Origin of the sequence: Streptomyces viridifaciens, from assembly GCF_001888885.2 — a bacterium.
GTDB classification, from domain to species: domain Bacteria; phylum Actinomycetota; class Actinomycetes; order Streptomycetales; family Streptomycetaceae; genus Kitasatospora; species Kitasatospora aureofaciens.
Genome location: NZ_CP090841.1, coordinates 4,737,028 through 4,763,899, shown reverse-complemented (window position 1 = coordinate 4,763,899; position 26,872 = coordinate 4,737,028). Strand labels below are relative to the sequence as shown.

The 26,872-nt window shown below is 72.3% G+C and carries 32 protein-coding genes and 1 pseudogene; 13 read left to right on the top strand and 20 right to left on the bottom strand.

Annotated features, from left to right (window positions below):
- Positions 1-13: 13 nt before the first annotated feature.
- Positions 14-1,945, top strand: a complete 1,932-nt coding sequence (gene glxA / locus BOQ63_RS28530; protein WP_030290749.1) for a radical copper oxidase GlxA — start codon at positions 14-16, stop codon at positions 1,943-1,945.
- A gap of 13 nt (positions 1,946-1,958) precedes the next feature.
- On the opposite strand, the gene BOQ63_RS28525 is transcribed toward glxA, so the two are convergent.
- The 4 genes from BOQ63_RS28525 to BOQ63_RS28510 form a co-directional block, all read right to left on the bottom strand.
- Positions 1,959-3,065 (bottom strand): glycoside hydrolase family 6 protein, encoded by a 1,107-nt coding sequence (locus BOQ63_RS28525; protein ID WP_223886059.1) that lies wholly within the window; start codon positions 3,063-3,065, stop codon positions 1,959-1,961.
- Positions 3,066-3,291: 226 nt separating this feature from the next.
- The gene (locus BOQ63_RS28520; RefSeq protein WP_030290743.1) at positions 3,292-3,969 is read right to left on the bottom strand and encodes a uracil-DNA glycosylase; all 678 of its coding nucleotides are present in this window, start codon (positions 3,967-3,969) and stop codon (positions 3,292-3,294) included.
- A 129-nt stretch (positions 3,970-4,098) separates the two neighbouring features.
- The gene (locus tag BOQ63_RS28515; protein WP_072655179.1) at positions 4,099-5,361 is read right to left on the bottom strand and encodes a low temperature requirement protein A; all 1,263 of its coding nucleotides are present in this window, start codon (positions 5,359-5,361) and stop codon (positions 4,099-4,101) included.
- Positions 5,362-5,454: 93 nt separating this feature from the next.
- Positions 5,455-6,234: an HAD-IIA family hydrolase gene (locus BOQ63_RS28510; RefSeq protein ID WP_030290738.1), complete on the bottom strand. Its 780-nt coding sequence runs from the start codon at positions 6,232-6,234 to the stop codon at positions 5,455-5,457.
- Between the two features lie 227 nt (positions 6,235-6,461).
- Here BOQ63_RS28510 and BOQ63_RS28505 point away from each other — a divergent pair, with 227 nt between their 5' ends.
- A complete protein-coding gene (locus tag BOQ63_RS28505) occupies positions 6,462-7,550 on the top strand; it encodes a Gfo/Idh/MocA family oxidoreductase (protein ID WP_030290736.1) in 1,089 nt (362 codons plus the stop codon).
- A gap of 20 nt (positions 7,551-7,570) precedes the next feature.
- Here the strand turns inward: BOQ63_RS28505 and BOQ63_RS28500 are convergent, their stop codons facing one another.
- Both BOQ63_RS28500 and BOQ63_RS28495 read right to left on the bottom strand, forming a co-directional pair.
- A complete protein-coding gene (locus BOQ63_RS28500) occupies positions 7,571-7,993 on the bottom strand; it encodes a type II toxin-antitoxin system VapC family toxin (protein ID WP_037831599.1) in 423 nt (140 codons plus the stop codon).
- Positions 7,986-8,270, bottom strand: coding sequence for a type II toxin-antitoxin system Phd/YefM family antitoxin (locus BOQ63_RS28495; protein ID WP_030290733.1), 285 nt, complete (start codon positions 8,268-8,270; stop codon positions 7,986-7,988). The genes BOQ63_RS28500 and BOQ63_RS28495 overlap by 8 nt, the downstream gene beginning before the upstream one ends.
- Positions 8,271-8,431: 161 nt before the next feature.
- Here BOQ63_RS28495 and BOQ63_RS28490 point away from each other — a divergent pair, with 161 nt between their 5' ends.
- Positions 8,432-8,725, top strand: a complete 294-nt coding sequence (locus tag BOQ63_RS28490; RefSeq protein ID WP_030290731.1) for a DUF6412 domain-containing protein — start codon at positions 8,432-8,434, stop codon at positions 8,723-8,725.
- An 87-nt stretch (positions 8,726-8,812) separates the two neighbouring features.
- Positions 8,813-9,505 (top strand): YidC/Oxa1 family membrane protein insertase, encoded by a 693-nt coding sequence (locus BOQ63_RS28485; protein ID WP_033355088.1) that lies wholly within the window; start codon positions 8,813-8,815, stop codon positions 9,503-9,505.
- Positions 9,506-9,563: 58 nt separating this feature from the next.
- Here the strand turns inward: BOQ63_RS28485 and BOQ63_RS28480 are convergent, their stop codons facing one another.
- Together BOQ63_RS28480 and BOQ63_RS28475 are read right to left on the bottom strand one after the other, a co-directional pair.
- Positions 9,564-10,253 carry an HAD family hydrolase gene (locus BOQ63_RS28480; RefSeq protein ID WP_030290727.1) on the bottom strand — a complete coding sequence of 230 codons (690 nt, stop codon included), beginning with the start codon at positions 10,251-10,253 and terminating at the stop codon, positions 9,564-9,566.
- 57 nt (positions 10,254-10,310) lie between these two features.
- Entirely contained in the window at positions 10,311-10,877 is a 567-nt protein-coding gene (locus BOQ63_RS28475) for an NUDIX hydrolase (protein WP_030290725.1), read from the bottom strand.
- Positions 10,878-11,146: 269 nt separating this feature from the next.
- Here BOQ63_RS28475 and BOQ63_RS28470 point away from each other — a divergent pair, with 269 nt between their 5' ends.
- On the top strand, positions 11,147-11,914 hold the full coding sequence (locus BOQ63_RS28470; RefSeq protein ID WP_030290723.1) for a CDP-alcohol phosphatidyltransferase family protein: 768 nt from the start codon (positions 11,147-11,149) through the stop codon (positions 11,912-11,914).
- A 125-nt stretch (positions 11,915-12,039) separates the two neighbouring features.
- Positions 12,040-12,573: a hypothetical protein gene (locus tag BOQ63_RS28465; RefSeq protein ID WP_051747342.1), complete on the top strand. Its 534-nt coding sequence runs from the start codon at positions 12,040-12,042 to the stop codon at positions 12,571-12,573.
- A gap of 12 nt (positions 12,574-12,585) precedes the next feature.
- Here BOQ63_RS28465 and BOQ63_RS28460 read toward each other — a convergent pair whose 3' ends face one another.
- Positions 12,586-12,984: an ArsR/SmtB family transcription factor gene (locus BOQ63_RS28460; RefSeq protein WP_078867755.1), complete on the bottom strand. Its 399-nt coding sequence runs from the start codon at positions 12,982-12,984 to the stop codon at positions 12,586-12,588.
- Between the two features lie 108 nt (positions 12,985-13,092).
- On the opposite strand from BOQ63_RS28460, the gene BOQ63_RS28455 reads away from it, so the two are divergent.
- The 3 genes from BOQ63_RS28455 (at position 13,093) to BOQ63_RS28445 (ending at position 15,803) form a co-directional block, all read left to right on the top strand.
- The gene (locus BOQ63_RS28455) at positions 13,093-14,082 is read left to right on the top strand and encodes a quinone oxidoreductase family protein (protein ID WP_030290717.1); all 990 of its coding nucleotides are present in this window, start codon (positions 13,093-13,095) and stop codon (positions 14,080-14,082) included.
- 170 nt (positions 14,083-14,252) lie between these two features.
- A complete protein-coding gene (locus tag BOQ63_RS28450) occupies positions 14,253-14,819 on the top strand; it encodes a hypothetical protein (RefSeq protein WP_030290715.1) in 567 nt (188 codons plus the stop codon).
- A 147-nt stretch (positions 14,820-14,966) separates the two neighbouring features.
- On the top strand, positions 14,967-15,803 hold the full coding sequence (locus BOQ63_RS28445) for an NmrA family NAD(P)-binding protein (protein WP_030290713.1): 837 nt from the start codon (positions 14,967-14,969) through the stop codon (positions 15,801-15,803).
- Positions 15,804-15,873: 70 nt separating this feature from the next.
- Here BOQ63_RS28445 and BOQ63_RS28440 read toward each other — a convergent pair whose 3' ends face one another.
- The gene (locus BOQ63_RS28440; RefSeq protein ID WP_030290711.1) at positions 15,874-16,806 is read right to left on the bottom strand and encodes a zinc-binding dehydrogenase; all 933 of its coding nucleotides are present in this window, start codon (positions 16,804-16,806) and stop codon (positions 15,874-15,876) included.
- Positions 16,807-16,885: 79 nt separating this feature from the next.
- On the opposite strand from BOQ63_RS28440, the gene BOQ63_RS28435 reads away from it, so the two are divergent.
- A complete protein-coding gene (locus tag BOQ63_RS28435; RefSeq protein ID WP_030290709.1) occupies positions 16,886-17,569 on the top strand; it encodes a TetR/AcrR family transcriptional regulator in 684 nt (227 codons plus the stop codon).
- A 9-nt stretch (positions 17,570-17,578) separates the two neighbouring features.
- On the opposite strand, the gene BOQ63_RS28430 is transcribed toward BOQ63_RS28435, so the two are convergent.
- The 4 genes and pseudogenes from BOQ63_RS28430 to BOQ63_RS28415 form a co-directional block, all read right to left on the bottom strand.
- A complete protein-coding gene (locus tag BOQ63_RS28430; RefSeq protein ID WP_030290707.1) occupies positions 17,579-18,133 on the bottom strand; it encodes a GNAT family N-acetyltransferase in 555 nt (184 codons plus the stop codon).
- Between the two features lie 174 nt (positions 18,134-18,307).
- Positions 18,308-18,748 (bottom strand): SDR family oxidoreductase, encoded by a 441-nt coding sequence (locus tag BOQ63_RS28425; RefSeq protein ID WP_232543253.1) that lies wholly within the window; start codon positions 18,746-18,748, stop codon positions 18,308-18,310.
- Between the two features lie 28 nt (positions 18,749-18,776).
- Positions 18,777-18,866, bottom strand: a pseudogene (locus BOQ63_RS28420) (TetR/AcrR family transcriptional regulator); the annotation flags it as partial.
- A 161-nt stretch (positions 18,867-19,027) separates the two neighbouring features.
- Complete coding sequence (locus BOQ63_RS28415) at positions 19,028-19,429, bottom strand: hypothetical protein (protein ID WP_030290703.1); 402 nt, start codon at positions 19,427-19,429, stop codon at positions 19,028-19,030.
- 605 nt (positions 19,430-20,034) lie between these two features.
- Here BOQ63_RS28415 and BOQ63_RS28410 point away from each other — a divergent pair.
- On the top strand, positions 20,035-20,220 hold the full coding sequence (locus BOQ63_RS28410; RefSeq protein ID WP_072655178.1) for a DUF397 domain-containing protein: 186 nt from the start codon (positions 20,035-20,037) through the stop codon (positions 20,218-20,220).
- Positions 20,221-21,204: 984 nt separating this feature from the next.
- On the opposite strand, the gene BOQ63_RS28405 is transcribed toward BOQ63_RS28410, so the two are convergent.
- A complete protein-coding gene (locus tag BOQ63_RS28405; RefSeq protein ID WP_030291221.1) occupies positions 21,205-21,384 on the bottom strand; it encodes a hypothetical protein in 180 nt (59 codons plus the stop codon).
- 294 nt (positions 21,385-21,678) lie between these two features.
- Between BOQ63_RS28405 and BOQ63_RS28400 the strand changes: the two genes are divergently transcribed.
- Positions 21,679-22,089, top strand: coding sequence for a VOC family protein (locus BOQ63_RS28400; protein WP_030291223.1), 411 nt, complete (start codon positions 21,679-21,681; stop codon positions 22,087-22,089).
- Between the two features lie 253 nt (positions 22,090-22,342).
- Complete coding sequence (locus BOQ63_RS28395; protein WP_197697988.1) at positions 22,343-22,741, top strand: hypothetical protein; 399 nt, start codon at positions 22,343-22,345, stop codon at positions 22,739-22,741.
- A gap of 217 nt (positions 22,742-22,958) precedes the next feature.
- On the opposite strand, the gene BOQ63_RS28390 is transcribed toward BOQ63_RS28395, so the two are convergent.
- From BOQ63_RS28390 to BOQ63_RS28370, 5 genes are all read right to left on the bottom strand, one after another.
- A complete protein-coding gene (locus BOQ63_RS28390; RefSeq protein WP_051747368.1) occupies positions 22,959-23,402 on the bottom strand; it encodes a hypothetical protein in 444 nt (147 codons plus the stop codon).
- Positions 23,403-23,437: 35 nt separating this feature from the next.
- A complete protein-coding gene (locus tag BOQ63_RS28385) occupies positions 23,438-24,049 on the bottom strand; it encodes a hypothetical protein (protein WP_143174790.1) in 612 nt (203 codons plus the stop codon).
- Positions 24,050-24,223: 174 nt separating this feature from the next.
- Complete coding sequence (locus tag BOQ63_RS28380; protein WP_030291231.1) at positions 24,224-24,991, bottom strand: ABC transporter permease; 768 nt, start codon at positions 24,989-24,991, stop codon at positions 24,224-24,226.
- Complete coding sequence (locus tag BOQ63_RS28375) at positions 24,988-25,914, bottom strand: ATP-binding cassette domain-containing protein (RefSeq protein WP_030291135.1); 927 nt, start codon at positions 25,912-25,914, stop codon at positions 24,988-24,990. Before BOQ63_RS28375 ends, BOQ63_RS28380 begins: the two co-directional genes overlap by 4 nt.
- Positions 25,914-26,753: a DUF4097 family beta strand repeat-containing protein gene (locus tag BOQ63_RS28370; protein ID WP_030291137.1), complete on the bottom strand. Its 840-nt coding sequence runs from the start codon at positions 26,751-26,753 to the stop codon at positions 25,914-25,916. Before BOQ63_RS28370 ends, BOQ63_RS28375 begins: the two co-directional genes overlap by 1 nt.
- Between the last annotated feature and the right edge of the window lie 119 nt (positions 26,754-26,872).

The window sequence follows — 26,872 nt, the reverse complement described above, 5'->3', positions numbered from 1 at the left end:
GGGGAGCACCACCGTGAAGATCCGCAAGGCCGGCCGCACCAAGCGCCTCGCCCTCGGCAGCACCGTCGCGCTGACCGTCGCCGGGATGAACGCCCCGGCCGTGCTCGGCTTCGCCGGCGCCCAGTACCACCAGTACGTGATCAACCGCCCCGAGTACAAGGGACAGTACGGCCACTGGCAGACCCTGGCCCTGCCCGCCGAGTTCCGGGTCAACGCCGTCCACGCCACCCTCCTGCGCACTGGCAAGGTGCTGATCGTGGCCGGTTCCGGCAACGACGAGAAGCAGTTCAACGCGGGCACCTTCAAGAGCCTGCTCTGGGACCCTGCGAAGAACACCTACAAGCTGATACCCACCCCCGCCGACATGTTCTGCGGCGGTCACACCTCCCTCCCGGACGGCCGGGTACTGGTGGCCGGCGGCACCCAGCGGTACGAGAAGCTGGACGGCGCGGTGAAGAAGGCGGCCGGCGTGATGCGGGTGCGCAACGAGAGCCCGGAGCGCTCCCGCACCTTCCCCAAGGGCACCGTCTTCGTCGCCCCCAACGGTCGCGAGTACACCAGCACCGTCGAGGTGACCGTGCCCGCGGCGACCAAGACCGGCGCCGGGAAGCAGACCGTGGTCACCGCCGGCGAGCAGCACGTGTTCGTCGAGGCGGTCGGCGAGGGCCCGGACTATGTGACCAACTCCCCGGCCCAGTACCGGATCAAGGGCCTGACCGGGGCCGACGCCCACAACCTGTACGGGCAGAGCGAGAAGCTGACCCTGGACAAGCAGGACTACCAGGGCATCCGCTCCGCCTTCGAGTTCAACCCGGACACCGAGCTCTACGAGCAGGTCACCGACATGTCGCACGCCCGCTGGTACCCGACCCTGACCGGGCTGGGCGACGGCCGGGTGGTCACCGTCTCCGGCCTGGACGACACCGGGCAGATCCTCGACGGCAACGACAACGAGGTCTACGACCCGAAGTCCAGGACCTGGGCCAAGGCCCCCGACCACTACTTCCCGACCTACCCCTCGATCTTCCTGACGGCCACCGGCAAGCTCTTCTACTCCGGTTCCAACGCGGGCTACGGCCCCGCCGACAAGGGCCGTGAGCCCGGCCTCTGGGACCTGTCGAACAACTCCTTCCGGCCCGTCCCCGGCCTGCGCGACCCGGGCCTGACCGAGACCTCCTCCTCGGTGCTGCTGCCGCCCGCGCAGGCGCAGAAGGTCATGGTGCTCGGCGGCGGCGGGGTGGGCGAGTCCCCGCTGTCCACGGCCCGCACCGACATCGTCGACCTGTCCGCGCCCGGGCCCGCCTACACCCCGGGCCCGGACCTGCCGGCCGGCGGCACCCGCTACCTCAACAGCGTGATCCTCCCGGACGACACCGTGTTCACCACCGGCGGCTCCAGCGGCTACCGCGGCCGGGGCGGGAGCGACCTGCTCAAGGCGCAGGTGTACCACCCGGATTCCAACACCTTCAGCACCGCCGCGGAGCCCACCGTAGGCCGCGACTACCACTCCGAGGCGCTGCTGCTGCCGGACGGCCGGGTCGCCGTGCTGGGCTCCAACCCGCTGTTCGCCGACAAGGCCGAGACCCAGCCCGGCGGCTTCGAGCAGCGCATCGAGATCTACACCCCGCCGTACCTGTACCACGGCGACCGCCCGGAGGTGACCGCCGCACCCCAGTCGGCCAAGCTCGGCGGCACCCTGCGGGTCGGCGCCGCCCGGCCGGACGCGGTGACGACCGCCAAGCTGATCCGCCCGAGTTCGGTGACCCACGTGACCGACGTCGAGCAGCGCTCGGTCGCCCTGGACGTCACCGGGCGCACCGCCGACGGCGTCTCGCTCACCCTCCCGGGCAACCCGGATCTGCTCCCGCCCGGCTGGTACATGTTGTTCCTGACGGACGCCGCCGGCACCCCGTCGGTCGCCCGCTGGGTCCAGGTCACCGGTTGAGCCCGACCACCACTCAGTGCGCCGCCTGCGCCAGCCCGAGCGCGTACGGCAGCCAGAACTGGCCCGCCGGGGGTTCACCGCGCCCGCACTGGCCGTCCGACTCCCCCGGGTTCTTGATCCACAGGTAGGCGTCGACCCCGGGCCGGCCGGTCTCGGTGGTCGGCGCCTCGCCGAGCGCCCGGCCCGGCGGGTTGCACCAGGAGTCGGCGCCCGCCGAGCCGTTGCCGCTGCGGCTGGTGTCGATGACGAAGTGCTTCCCGCCGAGGGCGGCGGAGAGCCGGTTGCCGTACGCCGCGTTCCGGTCGGTCGGGTAGAAGTTGGCGACGTTCACCGCGAAGCCGTCGGCCACGGCGATGCCCGACTTGCGCAGCGCGGCAGCCAGGTCCTCCGGGTCCTGGGCCCAGCCCGGGTTGCCCGCGTCCAGGTAGACCCGGACGTTCGGACGCTTCTTCAACTCCTGTACCGCGAAAGCCAGCAGGCCGTACCGCTCGGCGGCCAGGTCGCCCTTGACCCCGCAGCTGTCCAGGGTGTGGGCGACGGCGTCCGGCTCCAGCACCACCCAGGCCTTGCGGTCGCCCAGGGCTTCGGCGACGCCGGTGATCCAGGAACGGTAGGAGGCGGCGTCGGGGGCGCCGCCGGCCGAGTACTGGCCGCAGTCCCGGTGCGGGATGTCGTACGCGACGAAGACGGCCGTCCGACCCGCCTCGGTGGCCCGTCGGCTCACCTGGTCGGCGATCTCCCGGGCGCCCTGGTCGCCGAGCCACTGGGAGGACGGCTGGGCGGCGATCCGCAGCAGGGTGTCCGCCTCGGCCGACCGGCCCTGGCTGCGCAGCACGCCGACCTGCTGGGCGGCGTTGGTCCGGTCGGACACGTAGAAGGCCTGCCCCGGAAGCTGGTTGAGGACCACCGGCCCGGCCACCGGCCCGGCCGCCGGGCTGCCCGCGGGTGTACTGGTAGGAGAAGCCGACCTGGCGCCGCTCGTCCCCCCGGCGCCGCCCGAACCGCTACCGTCCGAGCCGCTGCAGCCGGGCACGGTCAGCACCAGCCCCGCGACGGCCAGCGCCGCCCAGCGGGAGGCCCTGGCGCTCCGAAACGTTCCTGCCCGTCCCACCCCGCGCACGTACCGCCCCTCCGAAGCCCGCAACCGCCCCCGCCCCAGGACCGGTCCGGCCACCGGTCGGCACCAGCTAAGCACACCCGCCCCCGACCGACGGCAGCCATCGGTGAACGGCAAGTGGCCGTGGGCGAACGGGGATCCGACCCCGCCCACCCACGGCCACTCACCGCCCCCCGACGCCGGATCCCGGCCCGGCTCCCCCCACCACCGGGCCGGCACCGGCTCGGCGTCAGCCCTGCTTCAGGTCCGGCACCCGCCAGTCGATCGGCTCTCCACCGAAGTCGTCCAGAGCCGTGTTGATCTGCGAGAACGGACGGCTGCCGAAGAACAGCTTGGCGGACAGCGGCGACGGGTGCGCGCCCTGCACGACCACGTGCTTCCCGGTGTCGATCAGCGGCAGCTTCTTCTTGGCGTAGTTGCCCCACAGCACGAAGACCACCGGCTCCTCGCGCGCGCTCACCGCCTTGATCACCGCGTCGGTGAACTTCTCCCAGCCCTTCGCCTTGTGCGAGTTGGCCTCGTGGGCGCGGACCGTGAGCACCGCGTTGAGCAGCAGCACGCCCTGCTCGGCCCAGTGCATCAGGTAGCCGTTGTCCGGGGCGGGGACGCCCAGGTCGGCGTCCAGCTCCTTGAAGATGTTGCGCAGCGAGGGCGGCGTCTTCGTCCCGGGCAGCACCGAGAAGCTCATGCCGTGGGCCTGGCCGTTGTCGTGGTACGGGTCCTGCCCGAGGACGAGCACCCGGACCTTCTCGTACGGGGTCGCCTCCAGCGCCGCGAACTCCTGGCCGCTCGGCGGGAACACCTCGTGCTGCGCGCGCTCGGCCGCCACGAAGGCCGCCAGCTCGGCGAAGTACGGCTTCTCCGTCTCGGCGCCCAGCACCTCGCGCCAGGACTCGGGCAGCTCCAGCCCGCCGCCCCCGCCGGCCTCGACCACGCCCGCCTCGACCGTGTCCGTCACGACATCTACCTCCCACACCGCGGCTGCTGCGCCGCCCGCCCTCTTACACCCCGAACGCTACACAGCCCCACCGACAACTCACTCCACGGGAGCCGAGCCAGCAGCCGACTCGGGAACCGAGCCAGCAGCCGACTCGGGAACCGGCGAGGCAGGAACCGACGGATCAGGAGCGGGAGCCGAAGCGGCGGAAGCACCCGCCGCCCGCACCACCCGCAGGTGCTCCACCCCGTTGAGCGCCACCAGCAGCACCGCCAGCACCCCCAGCACCACCAGCGCAGGCAGCCGCACCATCGCGGGCAGCAGACCCAGCACCACCACCGCCGCGGCGATCCGGGTCGTCGACATCCGGCGGAACATCATCCAGCGGGTGTACCCGAAGGTCAGCAGGTACAGCCCGCACCCGCCGTACAGCAGCGCCACCGACCCGGCGCCGAGCGCCCGCCACGGGTCGGCCACTGTCTCCTCGAAGCCGACCGCCACCCCGATCACCCCGGCGGCCAGCGCCAGGTGCCCGTACTGGAAGATCCGCCGGACCACGTCCCGCCGCGAGTCGGCGACCTCCACGGCGTGCCGCATCGCGTCCGCCGCGAACACGAAGTACTGCCACCACAGGCCGGCCGAGATGGTGAACGCGGCAGCCACGGCGAGCAGTTCGGGCACGTCCAGCCGGGCCGCGGCGGCCGAGCCGCCGATCCCGACGACCGACTCGCCGATCGCCACCAGCAGGAACAGTGCGAACCGCTCGGGCATGTGCGACGGATGGTAGGCCACGTCCGCGAGCCGCCGCCGGAACACCAGCGGCGCGGACAGGTCGCAGAGCGCGGCCGCCGCCCACAGCACCAGCCTCGGGCCGTCCGGCAGCAGCCCGCCGACCAGCAGCAGCGGCCCGCTGGCCAGCACGCCCGCCCCGTACGGACCGCGCCAGACGCCCGGGACGCGCACCAGCAGGAGCAGCAGCACCACCCGGGCCAGCCAGTACGCGGCGCCGAGCAGCACGCCCCGGCGGCCGTACGCGCCGGGGACGGCGAGCGCCATGAACAGGCCGGTCAGTCCGACCAGCAGGATGCCGAGCCGGTCCCGCAGGTTGTCGACGTCCCGGATGTTGGCCTGCACGGTGGTGCCGACCCAGCACCAGTAGACCGGCACGAACACCACCAGTGCCCGGACCAGCCCGGTGAGGTCGTGCTGGTGGTGCAGCAGTCCGGAGACCTGGGTGATCGCGAAGACGAAGACCAGGTCGAAGTAGAGCTCCGCCCAGGTGACCCGCTTCTCCCCGGAGCCCGCAGCCTCCCCCGCCGCCGCGCCCGCCGCTTCCCCCGTCGCTTCCCCCGTCGCACTCATCCGCGCCCTGCCTCCCCGCCCTGCGGCACACCTACGAGACGAGCCCCGCCCCGGCGCTCGGCCGGAACGGGGCTCGCGACTGCACCGCAGAGGCTAGACCAGCTCGACCAGGTCCGCGATCGACTTGACCACCCGGCTCGGCCGGTACGGGAAGCGCTCCACGTCGGCGGCGGAGGTCAGGCCGGTGAGCACCAGGACGGTCTCCATGCCGGCCTCCATGCCCGCGACGATGTCGGTGTCCATCCGGTCGCCGATCATCACGGCGCTCTCCGAGTGGGCACCGGCGGTGTTCAGCGCCTCACGCATCATCAGCGGGTTGGGCTTGCCGACGAAGTACGGCTCCACGCCGGTGGCCTTGGTGATCAGGGCCGCGACCGAGCCGGTGGCCGGCAGCACCCCCTCGGTGGAGGGGCCGGTCTCGTCCGGGTTGGTGCAGATGAACCGGGCGCCCTGGTTGATCAGGCGGATCGCCTTGGTGAGCGCCTCGAAGGAGTAGGTGCGGGTCTCGCCGAGGACCACGTAGTCGGGGTTGTTGTCGGTCAGGACGTACCCGGCCTGGTACAGCGCGGTGGTGAGGCCGGCCTCGCCGATCACGTACGCCGTGCCGTTCGGCCGCTGGCCCGCCAGGAACTTGGCGGTGGCCAGGGCGGAGGTCCAGATGCACTCCTCCGGCACCTCCAGGCCCATCCCGGCCAGTCGGGCGCTCAGGTCGCGCGGGGTGTAGATGGAGTTGTTGGTGAGGACCAGGAAGGGCTTGCCGGACTCCCGCAGCCTGCGCAGGAACTCCTCCGCGCCGGGGATCGGCGTGCCCTCGTGGATGAGGACACCGTCCATGTCGGTCAGCCAGGACTCGATGGGCTTGCGGTCTGCCACGTGCGTGTCTCCCGAGGTGTTGCAACGTCTTGCGTGGGGCCCTGACCCGGCACAGCCTAATCCGCGCGGGTGACCGGGGACAGGACGTCCCGCTGGGCGGAATGCGGCGACCCGGCGGCGGGCGGGCAGCGACCCGACAGCGGCCGAGCAGCGGCCGTACGACCGCCGGGCGGCGTCCGTACGGCCGAACCGGGAGCAACCGGGCGCCTCGTGATTGAGTAGGCGGCATGAATCCGCAGACCCCCCGCGCCCCGCACGACCGCCCGCTGCGCGTCGGCCTGATCGGCTACGGCCTGGCCGGCTCCGCCTTCCACGCCCCGCTCATCGCCACCACCCCGGGGCTGCGGCTGGACGCCGTGGTCACCGCCAACCCGGAGCGCCGCGAGCAGCTGCGGCAGGAGCACCCCGACGCCCGCGCGGTCGACACCCCGGAGCAGTTGCTCGCGGACCCGGACGCGCTGGACCTGGTCGTCATCGCCTCGCCCAACCGCACCCACGCCCCGCTCGCCCGCTCCGCCCTGCGGGCGGGCCTGGCCACCGTCGTGGACAAGCCGCTGGCCGGCACCTCCGCCGAGGCGCTGGAGCTGTGCCGGCTCGCCGACGAGCGGGGCGTCCTGCTCTCGGTGTTCCAGAACCGGCGCTGGGACGGCGACTTCCTCACCGCGAGCCGACTGGTACGCGGCGGGGCGCTCGGCCGGGTGCACCGCTTCGAGTCCCGTTTCGAGCGCTTCCGTCCCAAGCCCAAGCCGGGCTGGCGCGAGCTGGCCGACCCGGCGGAGATCGGCGGCACCCTGTACGACCTGGGCAGCCACCTGGTCGACCAGGCGCTCACCCTGTTCGGTCCGGTCGAGACGGTGTACGCGGAGATCGACGTGCGGCGCGACGGCGCGGTGGTGGACGACGACGCCTTCCTGGCCCTGACCCACGCCTCCGGCACCCGCTCCCACCTGTGGACCAGCGCCATCACCCCGCTGATCGGCCCCCGGCTGCGGGTGCTCGGCGACACCGCCGGGTACGTCAAGCACGGCATGGACCCGCAGGAGGCGGAGCTGCGGTCGGGCCACCGCCCGGACGGCAGCCACCCGTGGGGCGCCGACCTGCCCGAGCACTACGGCACCCTGGGCAGCGACGAGTCCGCGATCTCCCTGCCCACCGACCCGGGCGACTACCCGGCCTACTACGCCGGCATCGCCGCCGCCCTGGCCGTCCTCGGCACCCCGCCCCCGGTCGACCCGCGCGACGCGGTCGCCACCCTCACCGTCCTGGAGGCGGCCCGTACCTCGGCCGCCACCGGCACGACGGTCCGGCTGGACTGACGGCCGCAGACGGCGGGGGCTCACAGCCCGATGATCTCCACCGCCGAGCCCAGGCCCCGGAAGTCCGCCACGTTGCGGGTGTACAGCGGCAGTCCGTGCGCGGAGGCGACGGCGGCGATCATCAGGTCGATCCGGCGGGGGCGCGGCTGGCGACCGGCGGCGATCGTCAGGGTGACGAGGGTCCCGTAGCGGGCGGCGGCGGCCGCGTCGAAGGGCAGCGGGTCGAAGTCGGCCATCGCCGCGCCCAGCACCTCCAGCCGGGCCGCCCGGCTGACCGGGTCGCGGGCCATCGAGACGCCCTGCTGGAGCTCGGCGAAGGTGATCGCGGTCAGCTCTGGCACGGCGGGCAGGTCTGCCGGGTTCAGCAGCGCCAGGTCGATGTACACGCAGGTGTCCAGCACCCCGGCGGGCCGCCGTCGGGGTGCTCTGCGGCGCTCAGCCACGCCGCCGCTCGAACGGGTCGTCGCCCTCGTCCCCCACCAGTTCCTCGGGCCCGAAGTACTCCTCGGCCTCCTTGCGCATCTCCTGGTAGTCCACCCGCGGCAGCTTCACGTGCCGGGCCACCAGCTCCTCCGCCGTGAGCCTCCGGCGTCCGGACACCGGCCGCAGCTCCGCGACCTCGACCCCGTTCCTGGTGATGTGGAAGGTCTCCCCGGCCTCCACAGCGTCCATCACCGCGGCGGAGTTGTTCCGGAACTCCCGCTGGGTAATCGTCTTCATGGATCCACGGTAGCCCCGTGTAGCACGGGTGGCTACGGCTCGCGCGAGCACTCCTCCGCTACGCCGTGCGCCCGTCCGCCCCTTCGCCGGGAACCCGACGCACCGTACGATCGTCCTGCTGTACGACCGGGAGCCCGGAGACATCGAGGGGAGCGTGTGCCGTGGGCGTTGTGGCGTTCCTGCTCGGCCTGCTCCGGATGTTGACCGGACAGCTGGTGACCGACGGCGGCGCGCTCACGTCCGTAGCCGCCGTGGCGGCCGTGGCCCTGGTGGCCGGTGCGGTCGCGGGCGCCCTGGCCGGGGCGCGGCTGTTGGGGGCCCGGGCCCCGGCGGCGGTGCGCAGCGGAGTGCTGCGGCGCCGGGCGTTCCGTACGGCGTTCCTTCCGCAGCGTGATCCGGACGCCCGGGGCAGGCGACGCCCCAGGGCGCCGGGAGCGGCCCCGGCGGCCGCGTAACCCCTCATCGCTCCATCGCCGTGGGTTCTTCGCGGCCGTCCTCCGCCGATCACTCATGTCCTGAGACCCCGGAGGGCTCGCTCAACCATGTCCGTTCTGTCCGTTCTCGACCCGGCCGTCACCGTCGCCCACGCCGTGGTCTCCGCCATCGCCCACGTCCTGCCGACCGCGCTGGCGATCGTCCTGTTCGTCCTCGCCGTACGGCTGTGCCTGCACCCGCTGGCACGGGCGGCGGCGCGCGGGGAGAAGGCCCGTTCGAAACTCGCGCCGAAGGTCGCCGAGCTGAACAAGAAGCACCGGAACAGCCCGGAGAAGGCTCGCGAGGCGCTCGCCGAGCTGTACCGGAAGGAACAGGTCTCGCCGTTCGCGGGCTGCCTGCCGATGCTGGTCCAGATCCCGTTCTTCTCGGTGATGTACCGGCTGTTCACCACCCCGAACGACCTGCTGGACCACACCCTGTTCGGGGTGCCGCTCGGCCTGCACGTCGGGAACGCGCACGGCGCCGGGCAGTTCGCGGTGTTCGGCCTGCTGTACGCCGGGTTGGCGGCGGTCGGGTACGTCAACTACCGCCGGGCCCGGCGTGCGGCGGCGGCGCAGACCACCCCGCAGCCGGGGGCGGCGCTGCTGCCGTACCTGTCCTTCGCCTCGGTGCTGTTCGCGGTACTGGTGCCGGTGGCCGCGGGGCTCTACCTGCTGACCACGAGCGTGTGGTCGGCCTCCGAGCGGGCCTGGCTGTACCGGGGTACGAACCAGGCCCCGGCGGCGGCGCTGGCGCTGTAGCGCGTCGCGGTCGCCCGCGCGCTCGCCGCTCGCCGCGCGGCGCTGTGACCGCGGGGCCTCAGAAGTGGCGCAGCAGCTCCGGGAAGGCCGTGAGCTGCAGCGTCGCCTCGTCCGGGCCGAGGTCCACGTGCTCCAGCACCCAGGTGTGCTCGTGCGGGATGAACACGGTGCGCAGGCCGGCCCGGCGGGCGGGGGCGATGTCGGACTTGGGTGAGTTGCCGATCATCCAGGTCCGGTCCGGGTCGAGGCCGAGCTCGGTGGTCAGCTGCCGGTAGGTGTCCACGGACTTCTCGGCCACGATGTGGATGCCGCGGAAGTGGTGGTCGATGCTGGAGGCCGTCACCTTGGCCTGCTGCTCCTCCTGGTCGCCCTTGGTCAGCAGCAGCAGGTGGTGGCGGCCGGCGAGGGCGGTGAGGGTGTCGGCGACGCCGGTGATCAGCTCGACCTCGCCGCGGCGGGTGAGCGGGGCGAGCAGTTCGTCGATCCGGGCCAGCTCGGCCTCGGTGGGGGTGCGGTCGTCGTTCAGCTGCCGCAGGCAGTCCGCGAGGCTCTGCCGGAAGACGGTGGCGCCGTAGCCGAGGGCCGCCGCGTTGGCGGCCTCGATCCGGTCGAGCAGGGTGCGGGTGGCCTCTCGCTCGACCGGGGTCGCGACCCAGTCCAGGAAGCCGGCGATGACCCGCTCGAAGAGGACGTTGTTCTCCCAGAGGGTGTCGTCGGCGTCGAAGATGAGGGTCTGGTCGGTGTGCATCGAGGGTCCTCAGGGGTCCTTGGGTGGCGGGGCGGGATCCTTGGGCGGCGGGGTGGCTCAGCCGAGCAGGCGGGCGGCGCGGTCGAGGGTCTCGCGGAGGTTCTCCTCGGTGGTCCGCTCCCTGGCCTCCTCGACGGTGAGCCACTCCAGCGGGGAGGCGGGGTTCTCCGGCCTGGCGTCGTCCGGGGTGCCGGTGGCCAGCAGGAAGCGCAGGTCCGCGTGCTCGTGGGCGGGTTCGACGGGCGAGGCGGGGACGGGCACCACGGCGAGGTGGACGAGGGCGGCGTCGGGCCAGGGGGTGAGGTCGGTCAGGCCGGTCTCCTCCAGGCCCTCGCGCAGGGCGATGTCCAGCGGCAGGGTCTCCCCGGGGTCGCCGTGGCCACCGACCTGCAGCCAGGCCTGCTGGCGGACGTGCCAGCGCAGCAGCACCCGGCGGGTCGGCGGGTGGACGATCAGCGCCGAGGCGGTGAAGTGCAGCGGGGTGCCGCGGTCCCAGGCGTCGGGGGCGTCCACCAGGGCGCGGGCCCGGGCGTGGTCGGCGGTCTCGACCGGGCCCTGCGGCCGGTGACCGGCCAGGAGTCGGGCCAGGTCGGGGCTCTGCGGTGCGGTGCCCGTGGTCACCATGATGCTGTGCTCTCCTCGTTCCGCCCCGGGGCCGGGTCGCGCCGCCTTCCGTCCGACCGCGTCACGTCGAGGAACGCCAACGGGCTTGCGGGAGCGGGCGATCGGGGCCGGGGGCTCCGGTTCCGGTGAACCCGGGAAGCCTAGCCCGGGGAGGGTGGGGCGGCCCACCGGTTTTCCCGCTCCCCCTGGGCCGTACCTGCCGGTCGGGGTGCCTGCCCGGAGGCCGTAGCCTGTGGTGATCGTTTCGGGACAGGTGGAGGGATGTCGTCATGGTGGCTGCTCCGGCGCTCGCCGAGCTGCGCGAGGTGTGCCAGCCGCAGGCCAAGCTGCAGAGCCGCAACGGTGAGCACTGGGCGGGTCGGATGTACATGCGGGCGATCTCGCTGCGGACCACCCGGCAGCTGGTGCGCACCCGGGTCTCGCCGAACACCCTGACCTGGGTGATGGTGGTGTGCGGGGTCGGCGGCGGCGCGGCCCTGCTGATCCCGGGCCCGACCGGGGCGGTGCTCGCGGCGGTGCTGTTCCAGCTGTTCCTGCTGTTCGACTGTGTGGACGGCGAAGTGGCGCGCTGGAAGCGCCAGTTCAGCATGGCCGGGGTGTACGTGGACCGGCTCGGCGCCTACCTGGCGGACGCCGCGCTGATGATCGGTGCGGGCGTACGGGCGGCCCGCGGCGGTTCGGAGCTGTGGGTGTCGGCGGGTCTGGCGGCGGCGCTGGGCGTGGTGCTGCTCAAGGCCTCGACGGACCTGGTGGACGTGGCCCGGGCCCGCAGCGGGCAGCCGCCGGCGAACGAGGAGTCGACCCAGCCGCGTTCCCAGGGCATCGCGACGGCCCGTCGGTTCGCCTCGATCTTCAAGATCCACCGGGTGACGAACGGCATCGAGGCCTCGCTGGTGCTGCTGGCGGCGGCCGCGGTGGATGCCGGGCTGCACAACCTGGACGCCACCCGGTGGACGCTCGCCGGGATCACGGTGATCACCTGGGGGATGGTCGTGGCACACCTGGCGTCGATCCTGTCCTCCTCGCGGCTGCGGTGACGCCCGGCGGCCGCGATCGGCCTGCCCGGGGCTGAGACGGTCCTCCCCCACCAGGGGGAGGGGTCCGGCACGAGCCCGCCGCCGGGCGGACGCCGATGCGGCGGCCCGCACGGGAGGGTGGACGCATGACGACGCCCCGTACCGCCGCGCCCGCGACCTCCGCCGTGCCCGCCCCGCCGCGCTGGGCGGTCCGCGCCGCCCACCTGGCCGCGGTCACCGCACTGCCGGCTGGACTGTGGCGGCTCGGGCTGGTCCTGGGCTGGCACGGCGGGTACACCGACGCGGGCTACCACGCGGTGGGCTTCACCGGCTGGGACGCCGTCTGGCCGCTCACCCTGAGCGTGCTCACCGAGGCGCTGGCCCTGCTCACCCTCGGCCTGGTCCGGCCGTGGGGCACGGTGCCGCCGCGCTGGATCCCGCTCCTCGGCGGGCGCCCGGTCGACCCGCGCCGCGTCGTCCTGGCGGCCTCGCTGGGCGCCGCCGCGCTGACGGTGCTCTGGACTCCGTTCCTGGCCTGGTGGGCGATGCCGCACCCGAACATGACCCCGCTCGGGCACCTGCTGGTCGGCTTCCTCTATCTGCCCGCCGTTGCCTGGGGCCCGCTGCTCGCGGCGGTCACCGTCTCGTACCACCGCCGGCACCGCGCGACCGGCGCCTGACTCCGGCCTCCGCTACCCGTGCCGGGCCTTGTCGGAGCCGGGCTCGTGGCCGGACTCCTCGCCCGCCGGCCCGCCGCCGGGCTCGTTGCGGGCGAGCGCTGCCAGGACGGTGTCGAGCAGTCCGGGGAAACGCCGTTCCAGGTCCACCGTCCGCAGGGCGGAGAACCGGCGGTTGGCCTCCTCGCGCTGGCTGATCACGCCGGACTCGCGCAGCACCTTGAAGTGGTGGCTGAGGGTGGAGGGCGCGACGTCCACCGGGAAGGTGCCGCAGGCCCGTTCGGGCTCGGTCCGCAGGACGCGCACGATGGTCATCCTGGTCGGGTCGGAGAGCGCGTGCAGAACGTCGTACAGGTCGATCTCCTCGGTCGCCGGGTGTGCGGGCGCCGGTCGGCGGCGAGTGCTGCGGGCCACGCTGGACCTCCTCCGATCTGCGATGTTCGACAAACGACGAACGTAGCTGGTACCACTGTGCCACGGCAGTTTCGCCGTTCGTCGAACATCGTAGTCGAGGGGGCCGACATGCGCGCACTGGTGATGACCGCACCCGGCGGAGCCGAGAACTCCGAGATCCGGCAGATCGAGGCACCGCATCCCGGACCCGGCCAGGTCGCGATCGACGTCGCCTGGGCCGGTCTGAACTTCGTGGACGTGATGGCCCGTCGAGGCGACGCGGGCTACACCGCCGAGTGGCCGTACCTGCCGGGCAAGGAGGTGGCCGGTACGGTCCGGGAGCTCGGGGAGGGCGTCACCGGGCTGGCCGTGGGTGACCGGGTGGTCGCCGCACCGGTCGGCGGCGGACTGGCCGAGGTCGTGGTCGCCGACGCCGTACTGACCCTGCCCGTTCCGGACGGACTGGAGCTGCGCACCGCCGCGGCCGCCCCGCTCGGCCTCGCCACCGCCGTCCTGCTGCTCACCGACGCGGGCCGGCTGACCGCCGGGGACAACGTCCTGGTGCACTCGGCCGGCGGCGGCGTCGGCAGCGCGGTGGCCCAGCTCGTCCCGCTGCTCGGCGGCGGCGGAACGCTGATCGGCACGGTCGGCCGCCCGGAGAAGGCCGCGGCCGCCGTCGACCTCGGCTACCACCACGCCTTCGCCCGCGACGAGAAGCTCGCCGACGCCGTCCGTACCGCCACCGGCGGCCGAGGCGTCGACCTGGTGCTCGACCCGCTGGGCACCGCCGCGCTGGAGCTCGACCTGACGGTCGCCGCGCCCGGCGCCAGGATCGTCCTGTTCGGCAACGCGGGCGGCGGCGAGGTCGGCGCCCTGCCCCCGCTCGGCCGCCTGATGGGCGGCAACCTCTCCGTCACCGGGTTCAGCCACCGCGCCTTCGCCGCCACCGCCCCCGAGCGCCTGGCCCGGGCCATCCGCACCACCCTCGACCTGCAGGCCAACAGCGGCCTCGGCATCCCGCTCACCGAACTGCCGGGCCTGGAGGCCGTACCGGCCGCACACGACGCGATGCAGGAGGGGCGGGCCACCGGCAAGTACGTGGTGCGGATGGGCGAGTGAGCGGCCGAGCCGCCCAGCGGCCCTGCCGCTCAATTCACCCGCCAGTACGGACAGTTTCGGTCCGGACCGGTCAATAGGCCGCACCCACTTGTGATCAGTACGGTCCGGTCCCGATGCTGTTGACCGCCGGAGTCCGCTGCACCGCGCCACCACCACCTGGAGAGGCAGCCGTGATCAGACGAGGACGAATCCACCGGATCCCCGCATTCGCCGGCCTGCTGGCCCTGTCCCTCGGCAGCGCGGTGGTCACCGCCGCGCCCGCCCACGCCTCCACCGCCGGGATCAACTGCACCGGCTGGAGCTACACGACCTACGCCCCCGGACTCACCGACACCGTGCGGCCGACCACCGTCGTGGTCGACGGCGACCTCAACGTCATCGACGCGCACAGCCCGACCGGCAGCTGCCTGTCCGCCAACTCCACCGCCACGGCCGGGGAGCGGGACGTCACCGCCCAGCTCGATCTCAGCTGCAACCAGCTGATCGGCGAGAGCGGGGTCGAGACCATCCGCTGGAACAACGGCACCACCAGCAGCTTCCCGTTCACCGCGGCCGTCGTCCGGGGCCTGTCCACCACCGTCCTCACCGAGACCGGCACCGTCACCTCCGGCGAGTTCGCCGGCGGCCACGTGGTCGAGACCTTCACCGCCGCCAACCTCGACCTCCTCGGCTGCCTCATCCCCGGCGGGGTCACCAGCCTGAACTTCGCGACGGTTCTGACCATCACCCCGGCCTGACCGGTACCCGTTGTGCAGGAAGTCGGCCCGGTGGCTGGCCCGGCAGGCGGGACTCGCGGACGACGGGCAGGTGGAGGAGGGCTGGTAGCCGGCACGGGCCGGGCACAGGTCGGGCATAGGCCGGGCCGGGGCGGCGTTGGGCCCCGCATGACCAAGATTCTGGTAATCGGCGCGAACGGCAGTGTGGGCAGGCACGTCGTGGCCTCGTTGGCCGAAGGCGGCCACGAGGTAAGGGCGTTGGTGCGGAACGCCGCCGAGGCCGCGCTGCCCGTCGGGGTGGAGGCCGTCGAGGGCGATCTGGCGGCGCCCGAGAGCCTGGCGGCCGGCCTGAGCGGCGGGGTGCAGGCCGTCTACCTGATGTGGCCCGGGATCCCGGTGCAGCCGCGGGTGGTGGAGCTGATCGCCGAACACGCCGAGCGGGTCGTCTACCTCTCGACGGACGTTCCGGACCTCGCCGACGACGAGCCGCCCGTGATCTTCCACCAGGAGATCGAGCGGCTGATCCGCCGGTCCGGCCTGGCCTGGACCTTCGTCCGGGCGATCGACTTCGCGGGAAACGTGCTCGGCTGGGCCGGCCAGGTCCGCGAGGGCCTCGTCCGCTGGCCGTACGGGCAGGCGCGCCGCTCGCTGATCCACGAGCGCGACATCGCGGACGTGGCCGTTCGGGCGCTCATCGAGGACGGCCACGAGGGAGCCAAGTACCTGGTCACCGGGCCCGAGTCGATCGCCCACGCCGACCTGGCGCGGATCATCGGCGAGGAGCTCGGCACCGAGGTGCGCTGGGCGGAGCTGGCGCCGGAGACGGCCCGTGAACAGCTGACGGCGGCCTGGGGGAACGCGGCGTTCGTGGAGTCCAGGCTGCGCGCCTGGGAGTCGTTCACCCGCGAGCCGGAGCGGGTGACGGACACCGTGGAGCAGGTGCTCGGCCGCCCGGCCCGCACCTTCCGCTCGTGGGTGCGGGACCATGCGGAGGACTTCCGGTAGTCCGCCGTTCGCCGCCTCCGCTCGGGGCCCGTACGGCGGCCCTGGCCCCGAGCGGAGGCGGGGCCTGGTCTCAGGCGTCGAAGGTCAGCACCGCCTTGCCGTGGAGCCGCCCGGCGAGCAGGGCCTCGACGGCCTGCGCCGCGTCGTCCCAGCTGCCGCGCCAGGTGATGCCCGGGTCCAACTCCCCTGCCGCGACGCGGTGGGCGAGCCAGCCGAGGTCCCGGCCGAGGCCGGCGCACCCGAGCAGAAAGAAGGTCACCAGGCTGCGGTCGTGCCGCTGCTGGTCGCCGAACAGCGCGCCGAACGGGAAGTCCTCGCCCTTGCCGGCGATGTGCCCGGTGGCGACCAGCGTGCCGCCCTCCCCCAAGGCCTCATAGGCCTCCACCAGTTGGGGTCCGCCGACCAGCTCGATCACGCCGTCGACCGGGCGCGAGGCCTGCCCCGGTGCACCGACCACCTCGTGGACGCCCAGCCGTTCCAGCAGCTCGCGGTTCTTCTCCGGTGCGCCGGTGGAGGCGATCACGTACGCCCCTGCGGCACGGGCGAGTTGGACGGCGTACCGGCCGACGCCGCCGGTGGCCGCCGTGACCAGCACGGTGCGGCCGAGCAGCGGCCCGACGCGGTGCAGGGCGCGCAGGGCGGTGAGGCCGGCGACCGGGACGGTGGCGAGCGCCGCCAGGTCGGCTCCGGCGGGCGCGACGCCGATCAACCCGGTGTCGACGGCCCGGAGTTCGGCCCAGGCGCTGGCAGGCATCAGGGTGACCACCGGAGTCCCGGCCGCCGGACCGGAGCCGTCGGCGGCGGCACGCTCCACGACTCCGGCGGCGTCCCAGCCGAGGACCGTGCCGTCGGGGGCCGAGTCGAGACCGAAGGCGGCCTCACCGTAGTTGAGCGAGGTCGCGGCGACCCGGACCAGCGCCTGGTGCGGCGCCGGTTCGGGGTCGGGAGCGGTGCCGAGGCGCAGGCGGCCGGGGGCCGAGCGGTCGACCAGAAGCGCACGCATGGAGGATCCTCCCCTAGATTCTGCCACTGAGTGGCACAAGCCTACAGGTGGCAATAGCTGCTTGGATACACTGGCCTCGATGACTCCCGAGAACCCGGTGCTCCCGCTGCGCGAGCGCAAGAAGCTGCGCACCCGCCAGGCACTGATCGACACCGCGCTGGAGCTGTTCGGCGAGCACGGCTTCGACCGGGTGACCCTGGACCAGCTGTGCGAGTCGGTTGAGGTCTCCAAGCGGACGTTCTTCCGCACGTTCAGCAGCAAGGAGGACGTCGCGGCGGCGCCCACCCAGGACCTCTGGACCGCGTTCCTGGAGGTGCTGGAGGACCATCCGCCGCAGGGCCGCCCGCTGGTCTCGCTCTACGAGGAAGCACTGGTCGAGGCGATCGGCCGGATGCCCAGCGACACATGGGCCCAACGCGCCCTGGCCAGCCGGAGGTTGGCCGCCAGGACGCCCTCGATGGATGCCCACGGACTGGCTTTCTGCAACCGCGTCAGCCGGGAGGCGGCGGCCGTCACCGAACGGCGGTTCACCCTGGACTCCGCCGAGAAGGGCACCGCCGAAGAGGGCATCGCCGCCCTGCGCGTCCGGCTCGCGCTGGACATGCTGCTCTCCGCCTTCCACCAGGCCCTCGCCGCCTGGGTGGCCCAGCCCGCCGGACACACCCGCGAGGACCTCACCCGACGCCTCCGAGCCGCCTGCGCCGAGCTCCCGGGCGCCCTCGCCGCGACGGCGGAGCCGCGCGGCGAGGAAGCCGTGCGCTAGCGGGCCGCGTCAGTCCCGCTCGACGGCGAGCTCGATCTCCCGGTGCGTCTCGTCGCCCGGCACCGGCACGGACGCGCCGGAGGGCTTGAAGCCGGCCCGCACGTACATCGCCTCGGCGCGGGCGTTGGACTCGTGGACGAACAGCCGCACGCGCCGGAGCCGGGGCTCGCTGAGCGACCAGGCCCAGTCCTGGGCGGCCTCGATCAGCTCGTGCGCGAGGCCGGTGCCGCGAGCCTCGGGGCGGACGTAGACGCCGACGACGTGGGCCTGCGGGACGGTGATGACATCGCCGCCGAGGGCGCCGTTCCCGCCGGGCCGCTCGACCAACACGGTCATGGTGCCGAGCCAGCGCCCGTCAGGGGCCTCGGCGACGGCCTGCCACACGGATTCGCCCTCGGCGGCCCCGGCGGTGCGCTCCTGCCAGAAGCCGTCGGGCTTGGCGGAGGCGTTCTCGTAGGTGTCCAGGAAGGCGAGGTGCGCGACCGGGTCCTGCAGCGCGGCGAGGCGGATCTCCTTGACCCGCTCCCACTCGTCGGTCCGTACCCGTCTGATGATGGTGCTCATCGCACGATCATCACGACCGCCCGACCGCGCCGACAACCCCCTTTTGCGAAGCGGGCGGAGCGGCTGGCGCCGTTCACGGATCCGGCCACGCCGTTGACCGTGAACTGGTACTCGACCGGGTTGTTGAGCGAGTTCGGACCAGCTGGGCGAGTCCGGCGGCTGTGGCGCGCGGGGTCAGACGGTCTTGAGGGTGCCGCCGTCGACGACGTGGTCGGCGCCGTGGATGTCGGCGGCGCGGTCGGACAGCAGGAACACGACCAGATCCGCCACCTCCGCCGGCTCGGTGAGACGCCCCGAGGCGATGCCCATCCGACCGGGCAGCCCCGCGAGCAGGTCGCCGTGTCCGAGGCCGGACGCGGCGGCCACCTTGCCGCCGAAGCCGTCGGGGTCGGTCCACAACGGACCGGCCACGACGCCCGGCGAGACGGTGTTCACACGGACACCGCGCGGCGCCAGCTCCTCGCTGAGCCGCTTGCCGAACACGGTCAGCGCCGCCTTCGCCTCCGCGTACCCGACCGGCGAACCGGTGGGCGTGCGGGCGTTGCCCGAGGAGACGTTCACGATCGCACCGCGGCGGTCCAGGATGCTCGGCAGCGCCGCCCTGGTGGTCCGCATCGCACTGAACAGGCTTGTAGCCGAAGGAGTGGTAGAGGCTGCCCTTGGGCACCCCTGTCGCCTCCGCGAGGTCGGCCGGGGAGGTGTCACCGTAGCCCTTGGTCCAGAAGGTCTCCATCGCCCGCGCGATGACCACGTCCGGCTCGAAGCTCATCGGTCTGCCCACGCCGCCGCCGTAGTGATTATTTGACCCCGAGGTCAACTGCTCGGGGCGAACAACACGTCGGGGCCCCGACCGACCGAGGGTCGAGGCCCCGCCGGGCCGAGGACGCGCCGGCCCTAGAAGTTCGGCTTGAGGAAGCTGCCGTAGGTGTGGGTGCCCTGGGAGAGCCACCGCGATGCGCGCAGCGTCTTCGGAGCCGAGGTGCTGCCGTTGAGCTGGAGCGTCGAGTTCAGGAAGTCGTAGTCCACGCTCACCGCCAGGCAGTCGGTCCACGTGTAGCTTCCCGCGGCGACCGTGATCGTGCTGCTCACGTAGGGGGCCGAGTCGTAGAAGCCCCAGCCGTAGGAACCGGCGGCCAGGTTGACGGTCCGCGACGTGCAGGTGTTGGACAGGCCCGCACCGACCGTCGCCGTGCCCGTGTTGTAGAGGGTGGTGGACGCGGACGCCGATGTGGCGGTGGCGAGGACACCTGCGGCGGCCACGGCGACCGCTGCGGTGGCGATCTTCTTGGTGAGCATGAGAAACCTACCCCGTTTCGATGAAAGAAGCTTCGAACTCGGCTTCGTGGGACTGGAGTTCGCGCTGTCGTCGACTCTTCCAAGAGTGAAGATCGAACGTCAAGTCCCCTGTGGGGCAAGGAATGCGCCATGTCACGTCCGCCGTCTACGAGCTGACGGATCATTGTTGCGGCGCGATGCGGTGCAGGTGCACCCAGGAAGGCGGTCGGGCCGACTTCCTTTGTTCGAGGCCGAGTTGGGGGCGGGGCCGGCGCGGGAGGTGGACGACGGCCCGACGGGGCGTTGCCTGGCCAGGCCCCGCCGAAGGCCGGAAGCCCGGATCCTGCGGAGCGCGCGGGAGCAGGCGGTGAGGGGATCGGCGACCAGGAGTCGGGGAATCGGTGGTGACCGCCGTCGCGGTTGCGCTTGCACTCACGCAGGAGCGCGAGGAGGTTGATGCCTCGATACCGTTCAGCTGGACTCCGTGGGATCACCAGCGTTTCTGACCCAGATGAACCAGCTGGAGAACTACCGGAACATCATCGGGATGAGGCGCGATCGCTCGCTCGATCCGTCAGCCTCCCGCGATGCGATCTCCAGCATCATGAACAGCCTGTGAGGTCCTGGTGGAAGAACTCGCTTGGCAAAAGCCCACCGCGTGCGGCTACGGCAACAACTGCCCCGAAGTGGCAATAGCTCCCGATGCCGTCTATGTCCGCAGCAGCCTGCTCCCCGACGCCGTCGCCCGACTCACTCCCACCGAATGGCGCGACCTCGTCTCCGCCATCCGAAACGGGGAGTTCGACATCTGACGGATCCTCCTCCCCGGCACCGGCCGGAGGTGCCGGCCGGTGCGCTCACGATTCGGATCACGGGCGCTGACCTGCTACTGTTCTTCTCGTCGCGAGGGAGACGATTCCTCGTCAGGCGTCAGCGGTGCTACCAGAGCACGTCCTACTTTCAGTAGGAAGAGTCCGTGCAACCCGGGCCTGGCGCTCCAAGCCGGACGGGCCCGGCACCTACCAAGGTGCCGGGCCCGTCCGCGTTCACACCACCCACCACTCAGGACGGCGTGACGTCCCACAGCTGGCGCGGGCTGTTGACCAAGAGCATCTCCCCCACGGGCTTGCCAATCGGGGCCGCTTCGATGACCCGATCCTGGTCGAGCTACTGGGCGATGGAACGACGCACGACCCCAACAGGCCGGGCTCCCCCGGCACCCCTCCCCGGTTCGGAGCACAGCCGCTGAGCTGCTAGTCTTCTTCTCGTCGCGAGGGAGACAATCCCCCGTCAGGCGTCAGCGGTGCTACCAGAGCACGTCCTACTTTCAGTAGGAAGAGTCCGTGCAACCCGGGCCTGGCGCTCCAAGCCGGACGGGCCCGGCACCTACCAAGGTGCCGGGCCCGTCCGCGTTCGCACCACCCACCACTCAGGACGGCGTGACATCCCACAGCTGACGCGGGCTGTTGACCAAGAGCATCTCCCCCACGGGCTTGCCAATCGGGGCCGCTTCGATGACCCGATCCTGGTCGAGCTACTGGGCGATGGAACGACCCACGACCCCAACAGACCGGGCTCCCCCGGCACCCCTCCGCGATTCGGAGCACAGCCGCTGAGCTGCTAGTCTTCTTCTCGTCGCGAGGGAGACAATCCCCCGTCAGGCGTCAGCGGTGCTACCAGAGCACGTCCTACTTTCAGTAGGAAGAGTCCGTGCAACCCGGGCCTGGCGCTCCAAGCCGGACGGGCCCGGCACCTACCAAGGTGCCGGGCCCGTCCGCGTTCGCACCACCCACCACTCAGGACGGCGTGACGTCCCACAGCTGACGCGGGCTGTTGTCACGCCAATGCTCGTTGAAGCAGCGGACGTTCTCCGAAGCGGCGCGGACACCCGCCGAAGCAGGCGCTGCGGTGGCCATGACGCCGGAGGCCGCCGGCGCCGCGGCAGTGATGGCGGTGGCCTTCTTGGTGGTGAACAAGGGATTTCTCCTTCTGCGGTGTTCCCTCGCATGCGCGTGACGGTTCGTTCGGTCACGACCGCGAGGCGATGCGCATCGGATTGCCTCGAATCGCCGCACCCGAGGGAGCTGAGTTCCTTGAGTTCTTCCGTGAACCACCCCTCGTCGTTCACCCGGCCCGCCCAGGCCCCGAGGACCGGGGGTCCGGGGCCGGCGGACTAGGACCAGCGCCCGATGGCACCCCCTCGCGTGATCCCTAGGCTCACTGCCACCGGGAGCCCGCCCTCCCCTCCCCCCGCACCTGGAGTCAGAACCATGCCGGCCGACGCCACCGCGCACCTCCGCATCGCCCGCCCATCGCTGGACTTGGCCGCAGCCGAGCGCTTCTGGGTCTCGGGCCTCGGCCTCGACGTCCTGTACCGGCACACGACGGACGGCGTCCCCGGCGAGCACTCGCTCCTCATGGTCGGCTGGCCCACCGCCGCCTGGCATCTGGAGCTCGTCCACGACCCCGCCGCGCCCGTTCAGCCGCGGCCCACCGCCGAGGACCTGCTGGTCGTCTACCTCGGCGAGCCCGTGAGCGACGCGCTGGTGGAGCGGCTCGAACGGCACGGCGGCAAGCGGGTGCCGGCGCACAACCCGTACTGGGACACCTGGGGCGTTACCGTCCAGGACCGGGACGGCTACCTGCTGGTGCTGTCCACCCGGTCCTGGTCCAACGCGTAGGCCTGCCACGGGCACGGATTCCGGCAGCGGGCTCCCCTACGGAGCCGGTCCGGGAAAGGGCGCGTCCTTCCGGTCCGACGATACGAATTCCCCGGGTCCGGAGAACGGCCGGATCCCATCGCTTCCGAACGAACCCGCCGGAATCCGGTTTTCCGCTCTCGGTGGCCGGGGTAGTGCGGAGACGTTCGCGCTCCGACGATTCCCAAGTCCGACGCGGAGGCGAACCTTTGGAATTCTTACGGAAGGATTTCGCATGAACAGGCTCGTCCGCAACGCCCTCGCCGCGGTCGCCGTCGCCGGCGCCCTCACCGCCGCCGTCGCCCCCGTCGCCACGGCCGCCGAGCAGACCCGGTCGGCGGCCGGGGTGCAGGCCCAGGTCCGCAACCCGAAGACGGTCAAGGCCGCCGCCTACAACCAGGCCCGCAGCATCCTCGCCCAGGCCGGCAGCCAGACGGCTGCCAAGTCCCACCCGGCCCACGGCACCAACGATGTCCCGGTCTCCTACGGCACCAGCCTGCTCGCCGCCGCCCGCGACGAGTTCCGTGCCGCCGACAAGCACCTCCCGGCCGGGCAGAAGAAGTCCGACATGTCGATCCCGCACTACAACGCCATTCACAGCGCCGCGAACACCATGGGCATCGACCGCTGGTGACCCAGCCGACGTGAGGTGCGCACGCCCTCCGGACGGGGCCCGGCTCTCCTCCCGAAGACGGAGAGCCGGGCCCTTCGCCGGCAGGAGCACTCTCACGACCGACCGGGTGCGAGCACCGGCGCCAACCGGCTGCTTCGAGCTGACCCTCGAGGCGCACGGCAGGGCCGACGGGCCCGGTGAGCTCCGGGGGGCGGCGGGCTCGACGGGGTCGCCGGGCTCAGGCCGGTCGGATGCGCGGGGCCCGGTCGGCGCTGCGGAGCGCCCGGCGGAGCGGGGCCGCGGTGGCGAAGACGAACAGTCCGAAGAGCGTCATCACCGGCAGCCCGACGAACTGGAGGTAGTCGAGTGGATGGCGCATCAGGCCGTCCCAGTTACCCCACCAGTTCGCCACCAGGTCGGCGACCATGATGCAGGCGCCGAGCAGCGGCCCCGCCGGGCGGGCCCGCGCCACCAGCACGGCGGCGAGCGGATCGAGTACCAGCATGGCGTGGAACAGCAGTTGGCTCGCCGGCGGCCACGCCCGGTACGCGTGCAGTCCGCCGCTGAGCACGTCGACGGCGTGCACTCCGGCCCCCTCGACGAACCCGGCCACGTACACCGCCGCCACCCACCACACCCAGCGCGGCTGTGCTCCCCACCGCTCGCGGATCGCCTGCTGCATCGGGCCAGCCTAGACGGGGACGGGTTCGGCTGGAGCTAGGACTCCGGTCCGGGGTCGGACTGCTTGGGCAGGACTCGGGGTTCGCTCAGGCTGCCGTCGGGGTGGACGTCGAAGACGGTGAGCTTGTGGCGGCCGGTCACGGTGATCTGGTCCGGGCCGGACCAGTCGATGCGGACGAAGTCTCCGCCCCTGGTGTTCCAGGTTCCCAGGCTCCAGTGGCGGGCGGACCAGCCGCTGCCGGTCTCCAACTCCACCTGGTAGACCGGGTCGATCGAGAAGGCGACGTTGGTGACGCTGAGCACCCGGTTCGAGCGGTTCGGGCTGACGAAACGGTCCTCCCGGCCCCCGTGGCCGCTGAACACCAGGGACACGGACAGCACCGGTACCGCGACGACGACGAGGGGCACCAGGAGCACCGCGCAGCCGATCTGCGAGAACCGGGTGCGGAACTCCAGCTCGACCACCAGCGAGAGCACGACCAGCACCACCGCTGCGCCGATCAGCAGCCTCGGACGGTTGAGCCAGTGCTCGACCATCACCAGGCCGCCCGAGCGGGAGGCGTGCCAGCCCGGCAGGTACGCCAGGAGCGCGGCGAGGGCCGTCCCTCTCAGCCCCCAGGCAATCCGTCTACGACGCCTCGCCGCCATCCGCCCCCCCGGCCGGTCTTTTGCCGATCTTTGCGCGGACTTTACTACAGGAAGCGCCCGCGTCCGGCGGCTGTTGACGGCCCGTCCCGTTGCCCCGGGGACGGCGGGGCGGCCCGGGGAGGCGGGTTTCTCCGCCTCCCCGGGCCGCCCTGGTGGCTACCGGCCGCACCCCCGTTACCGCCGGTAGAAGACGCTCCGCGACCAGACGTAACCGAGCAGCGTGAGGCCGGTGCACCAGGCGAGGGCGATCCAGCCACTGTTGCCGATCCCGGTGCCCATCAGCAGGCCGCGCAGGGTCTCGATGATCGGGGTGAAGGGCTGGTACTCGGCGAACCACCGCAGCACGGTCGGCATCGAGTCCGGCGGGACGATCGCGCTGCCGATGAACGGCAGGAAGGTCAGCGGCAGCGGCGTGTTGCTCGCGCTCTCCGGCGTCTTCGAGACCAGCCCGATGCCCGCCGAGATCCACGTCAGCGTCAGTGTCACGAAGAGCAGCAGCCCGGCGGCCGCCAGCCACTCCACCGGCCCCGCGCTGGACCGGAACCCCATGGCGAAGGCCGCGCCGATCACTAGCACCAGTGCGACCAGGGTCTGTATCACGCTCCCGACCACGTGCCCGGTCAGGAACGCCGACCGCGATATCGCCATCGTCCGGAAGCGGTTGACGATCCCCTCGGTCATGTCGACGCAGACACCCACCGCCGTGGCGACCGAACCGGCCGTCGCCGTCATCAGCACGATCCCCGGCGTCACGTAGTCGATGTAGCTGCCGCCCCCGATGCCGGCTCCCAGCGCGCCGCCGAAGGCGTAGTTGAAGAGCATCAGCATCATCACCGGCATCACGACGACGGAGAAGGTCATCGCCGGATAACGCTGGGCGCGCTTGAGGTTCCGGCGCAGCATGGTCAGCGAGTCGCTGACCGCGTAGGTCGTCGCGCTCATCGCGCACCCTCCCCGGTGAGTTGCAGGAAGACGTCGTCCAGGTCGGCCGTCTCCACGACCAGCGACTCGGCCCGTACGGAGGCGTTGTCGAGCGTGTCCAGCACGGCCTTCACGGTGATCACCGAGTTGTCCCCGGGGATGTCCAGTCGCAGGGCCTCCGCATCGGCGGTGGCGTAGTCGAACAGCGCGGCCGCGGTGTCCAGTTGGCCGGCGTCCGTGAACTGGAGCCGGATCCGCCCGCCGGGGACGATCCGCTTCAGCTCCTCGGCCGTGCCCTCGGCGACGATCCGGCCGCCGTCCAGGACGGCTATCCGGTCGGCGAGTTGGTCGGCCTCCTCCAGGTACTGGGTGGTGAGGAAGATCGTCACCCCGTGATCGGCGACCAGCCCCCGGATGATCTCCCACATGGTGCGCCGGCTGCGCGGGTCCAGCCCGGTGGTCGGCTCGTCCAGGAAGATCACCTTCGGGTCGCCGACCAGGGTCATCGCCAGGTCGAGCTTGCGCCGCATGCCGCCGGAGAAGGTGACGACGGGCTTGCGCGCGGCGTCGGTGAGGTCGAAGCGCCGCAGCAGTTCCTCGGCCCGCCTCCGCCCCTCCCGACGGCGGAGGTGGTTGAGGTCGGCCATCAGCATCAGGTTCTCCTCGGCGGTGAGGAGGTTGTCCACCGCCGAAAACTGGCCGGTCACCCCGATCGCCCTCCGCACCCCGTCGGCCTCGCGGACCAGGTCGTGGCCGGCCACCTGGACCGAGCCGGCGTCGGCCGGGATCAGGGTGGAGAGGATCTCCACCGTGGTGGTCTTGCCCGCGCCGTTCGGCCCGAGCAGGGCGAACACCGTGCCGGCCGGGATGGACAGGTCTATGCCCCGCAGGACCGCCTTGTCCCCGTAGGACTTGGTCAGTCCGACCGCCGAGATCGCCGCCATCAGGCCCTCCGGATGGTGATGCTGCCGACCTGGGTGGTGCCACGGACCTCGACGGTCTCCCGGGCGTCGCCCGGGCCCTGCGCCGGGCCGAGGTCGTTGCGGATGGCACCGAACTTGCTGTGCACGTCGAGCCAGGCCGCCGTGCCCTCCGCGATGCCGACCTCGACGTCCCCGACACCGGCCTGCAGGTCGACCCTGCCCCGGACGACCCGGCCCAGCCGGATGTGCCCGTTCGCCGTCTTGGCCTGCACGCCCGCCTCGGCGGTGCCGACGTGGATCCGGCCGTTGGAGGAGTTGGCCGTCAGCTCGCCCCGCGCCTCGTCGATCTCGGTGTCGCCGTTGCTGTTCTTGACCGTCAGCCGGCCCCCGACGGTGCCGACCTCGATCCGGCCGGAGCCGGTCACCTCGGCGTCCCCGGCGGCGTTGCCGAGCCGGATGTCGCCCATGTCGGTCTTGATCCGCACGTTCTCGGCCCGGTCGAGTTGGATCCGGCCCATGGAGGTCTTGATCCGGCAGTCGCCGAGCGGGCCCTCGGCGACGAAGTCCGACATCGGGGACTCCGCGTGCACCTCGGAGCCGGCGGGCAGCTCGACCGTGATCTCGACCGAGCCCTTCCGGCTGGAGAAGACGGTGCGCTGCTTGGGGCCCTTGAGGGTGAGCCGGCCGCCGGAGAAGTCGATCTGGGTCAGCTCGGCGGCCTTGATGTCGGCGTCCCTGGTCGCGCTCGTGGGCCGGACCTCGACCACCGCGTCGGTGCGCTTGCTCGCCCGGATCCACACCGAGCCGATTTCGAAGTCCAGGGCGACGGAGATCGGTCCGTCGGTCTCGTACGTGGGCATGGCTGTCCCGTCCTCTTGGCTCGTGTGGGTATTCCCGCTGGTCGGAGCGGGGGTGACGTTGCAGGGGCAGATGGTCGGTGGAGCAGAGGTGTCAGTCGCGCGGAGGTGTCAGGGGCGCG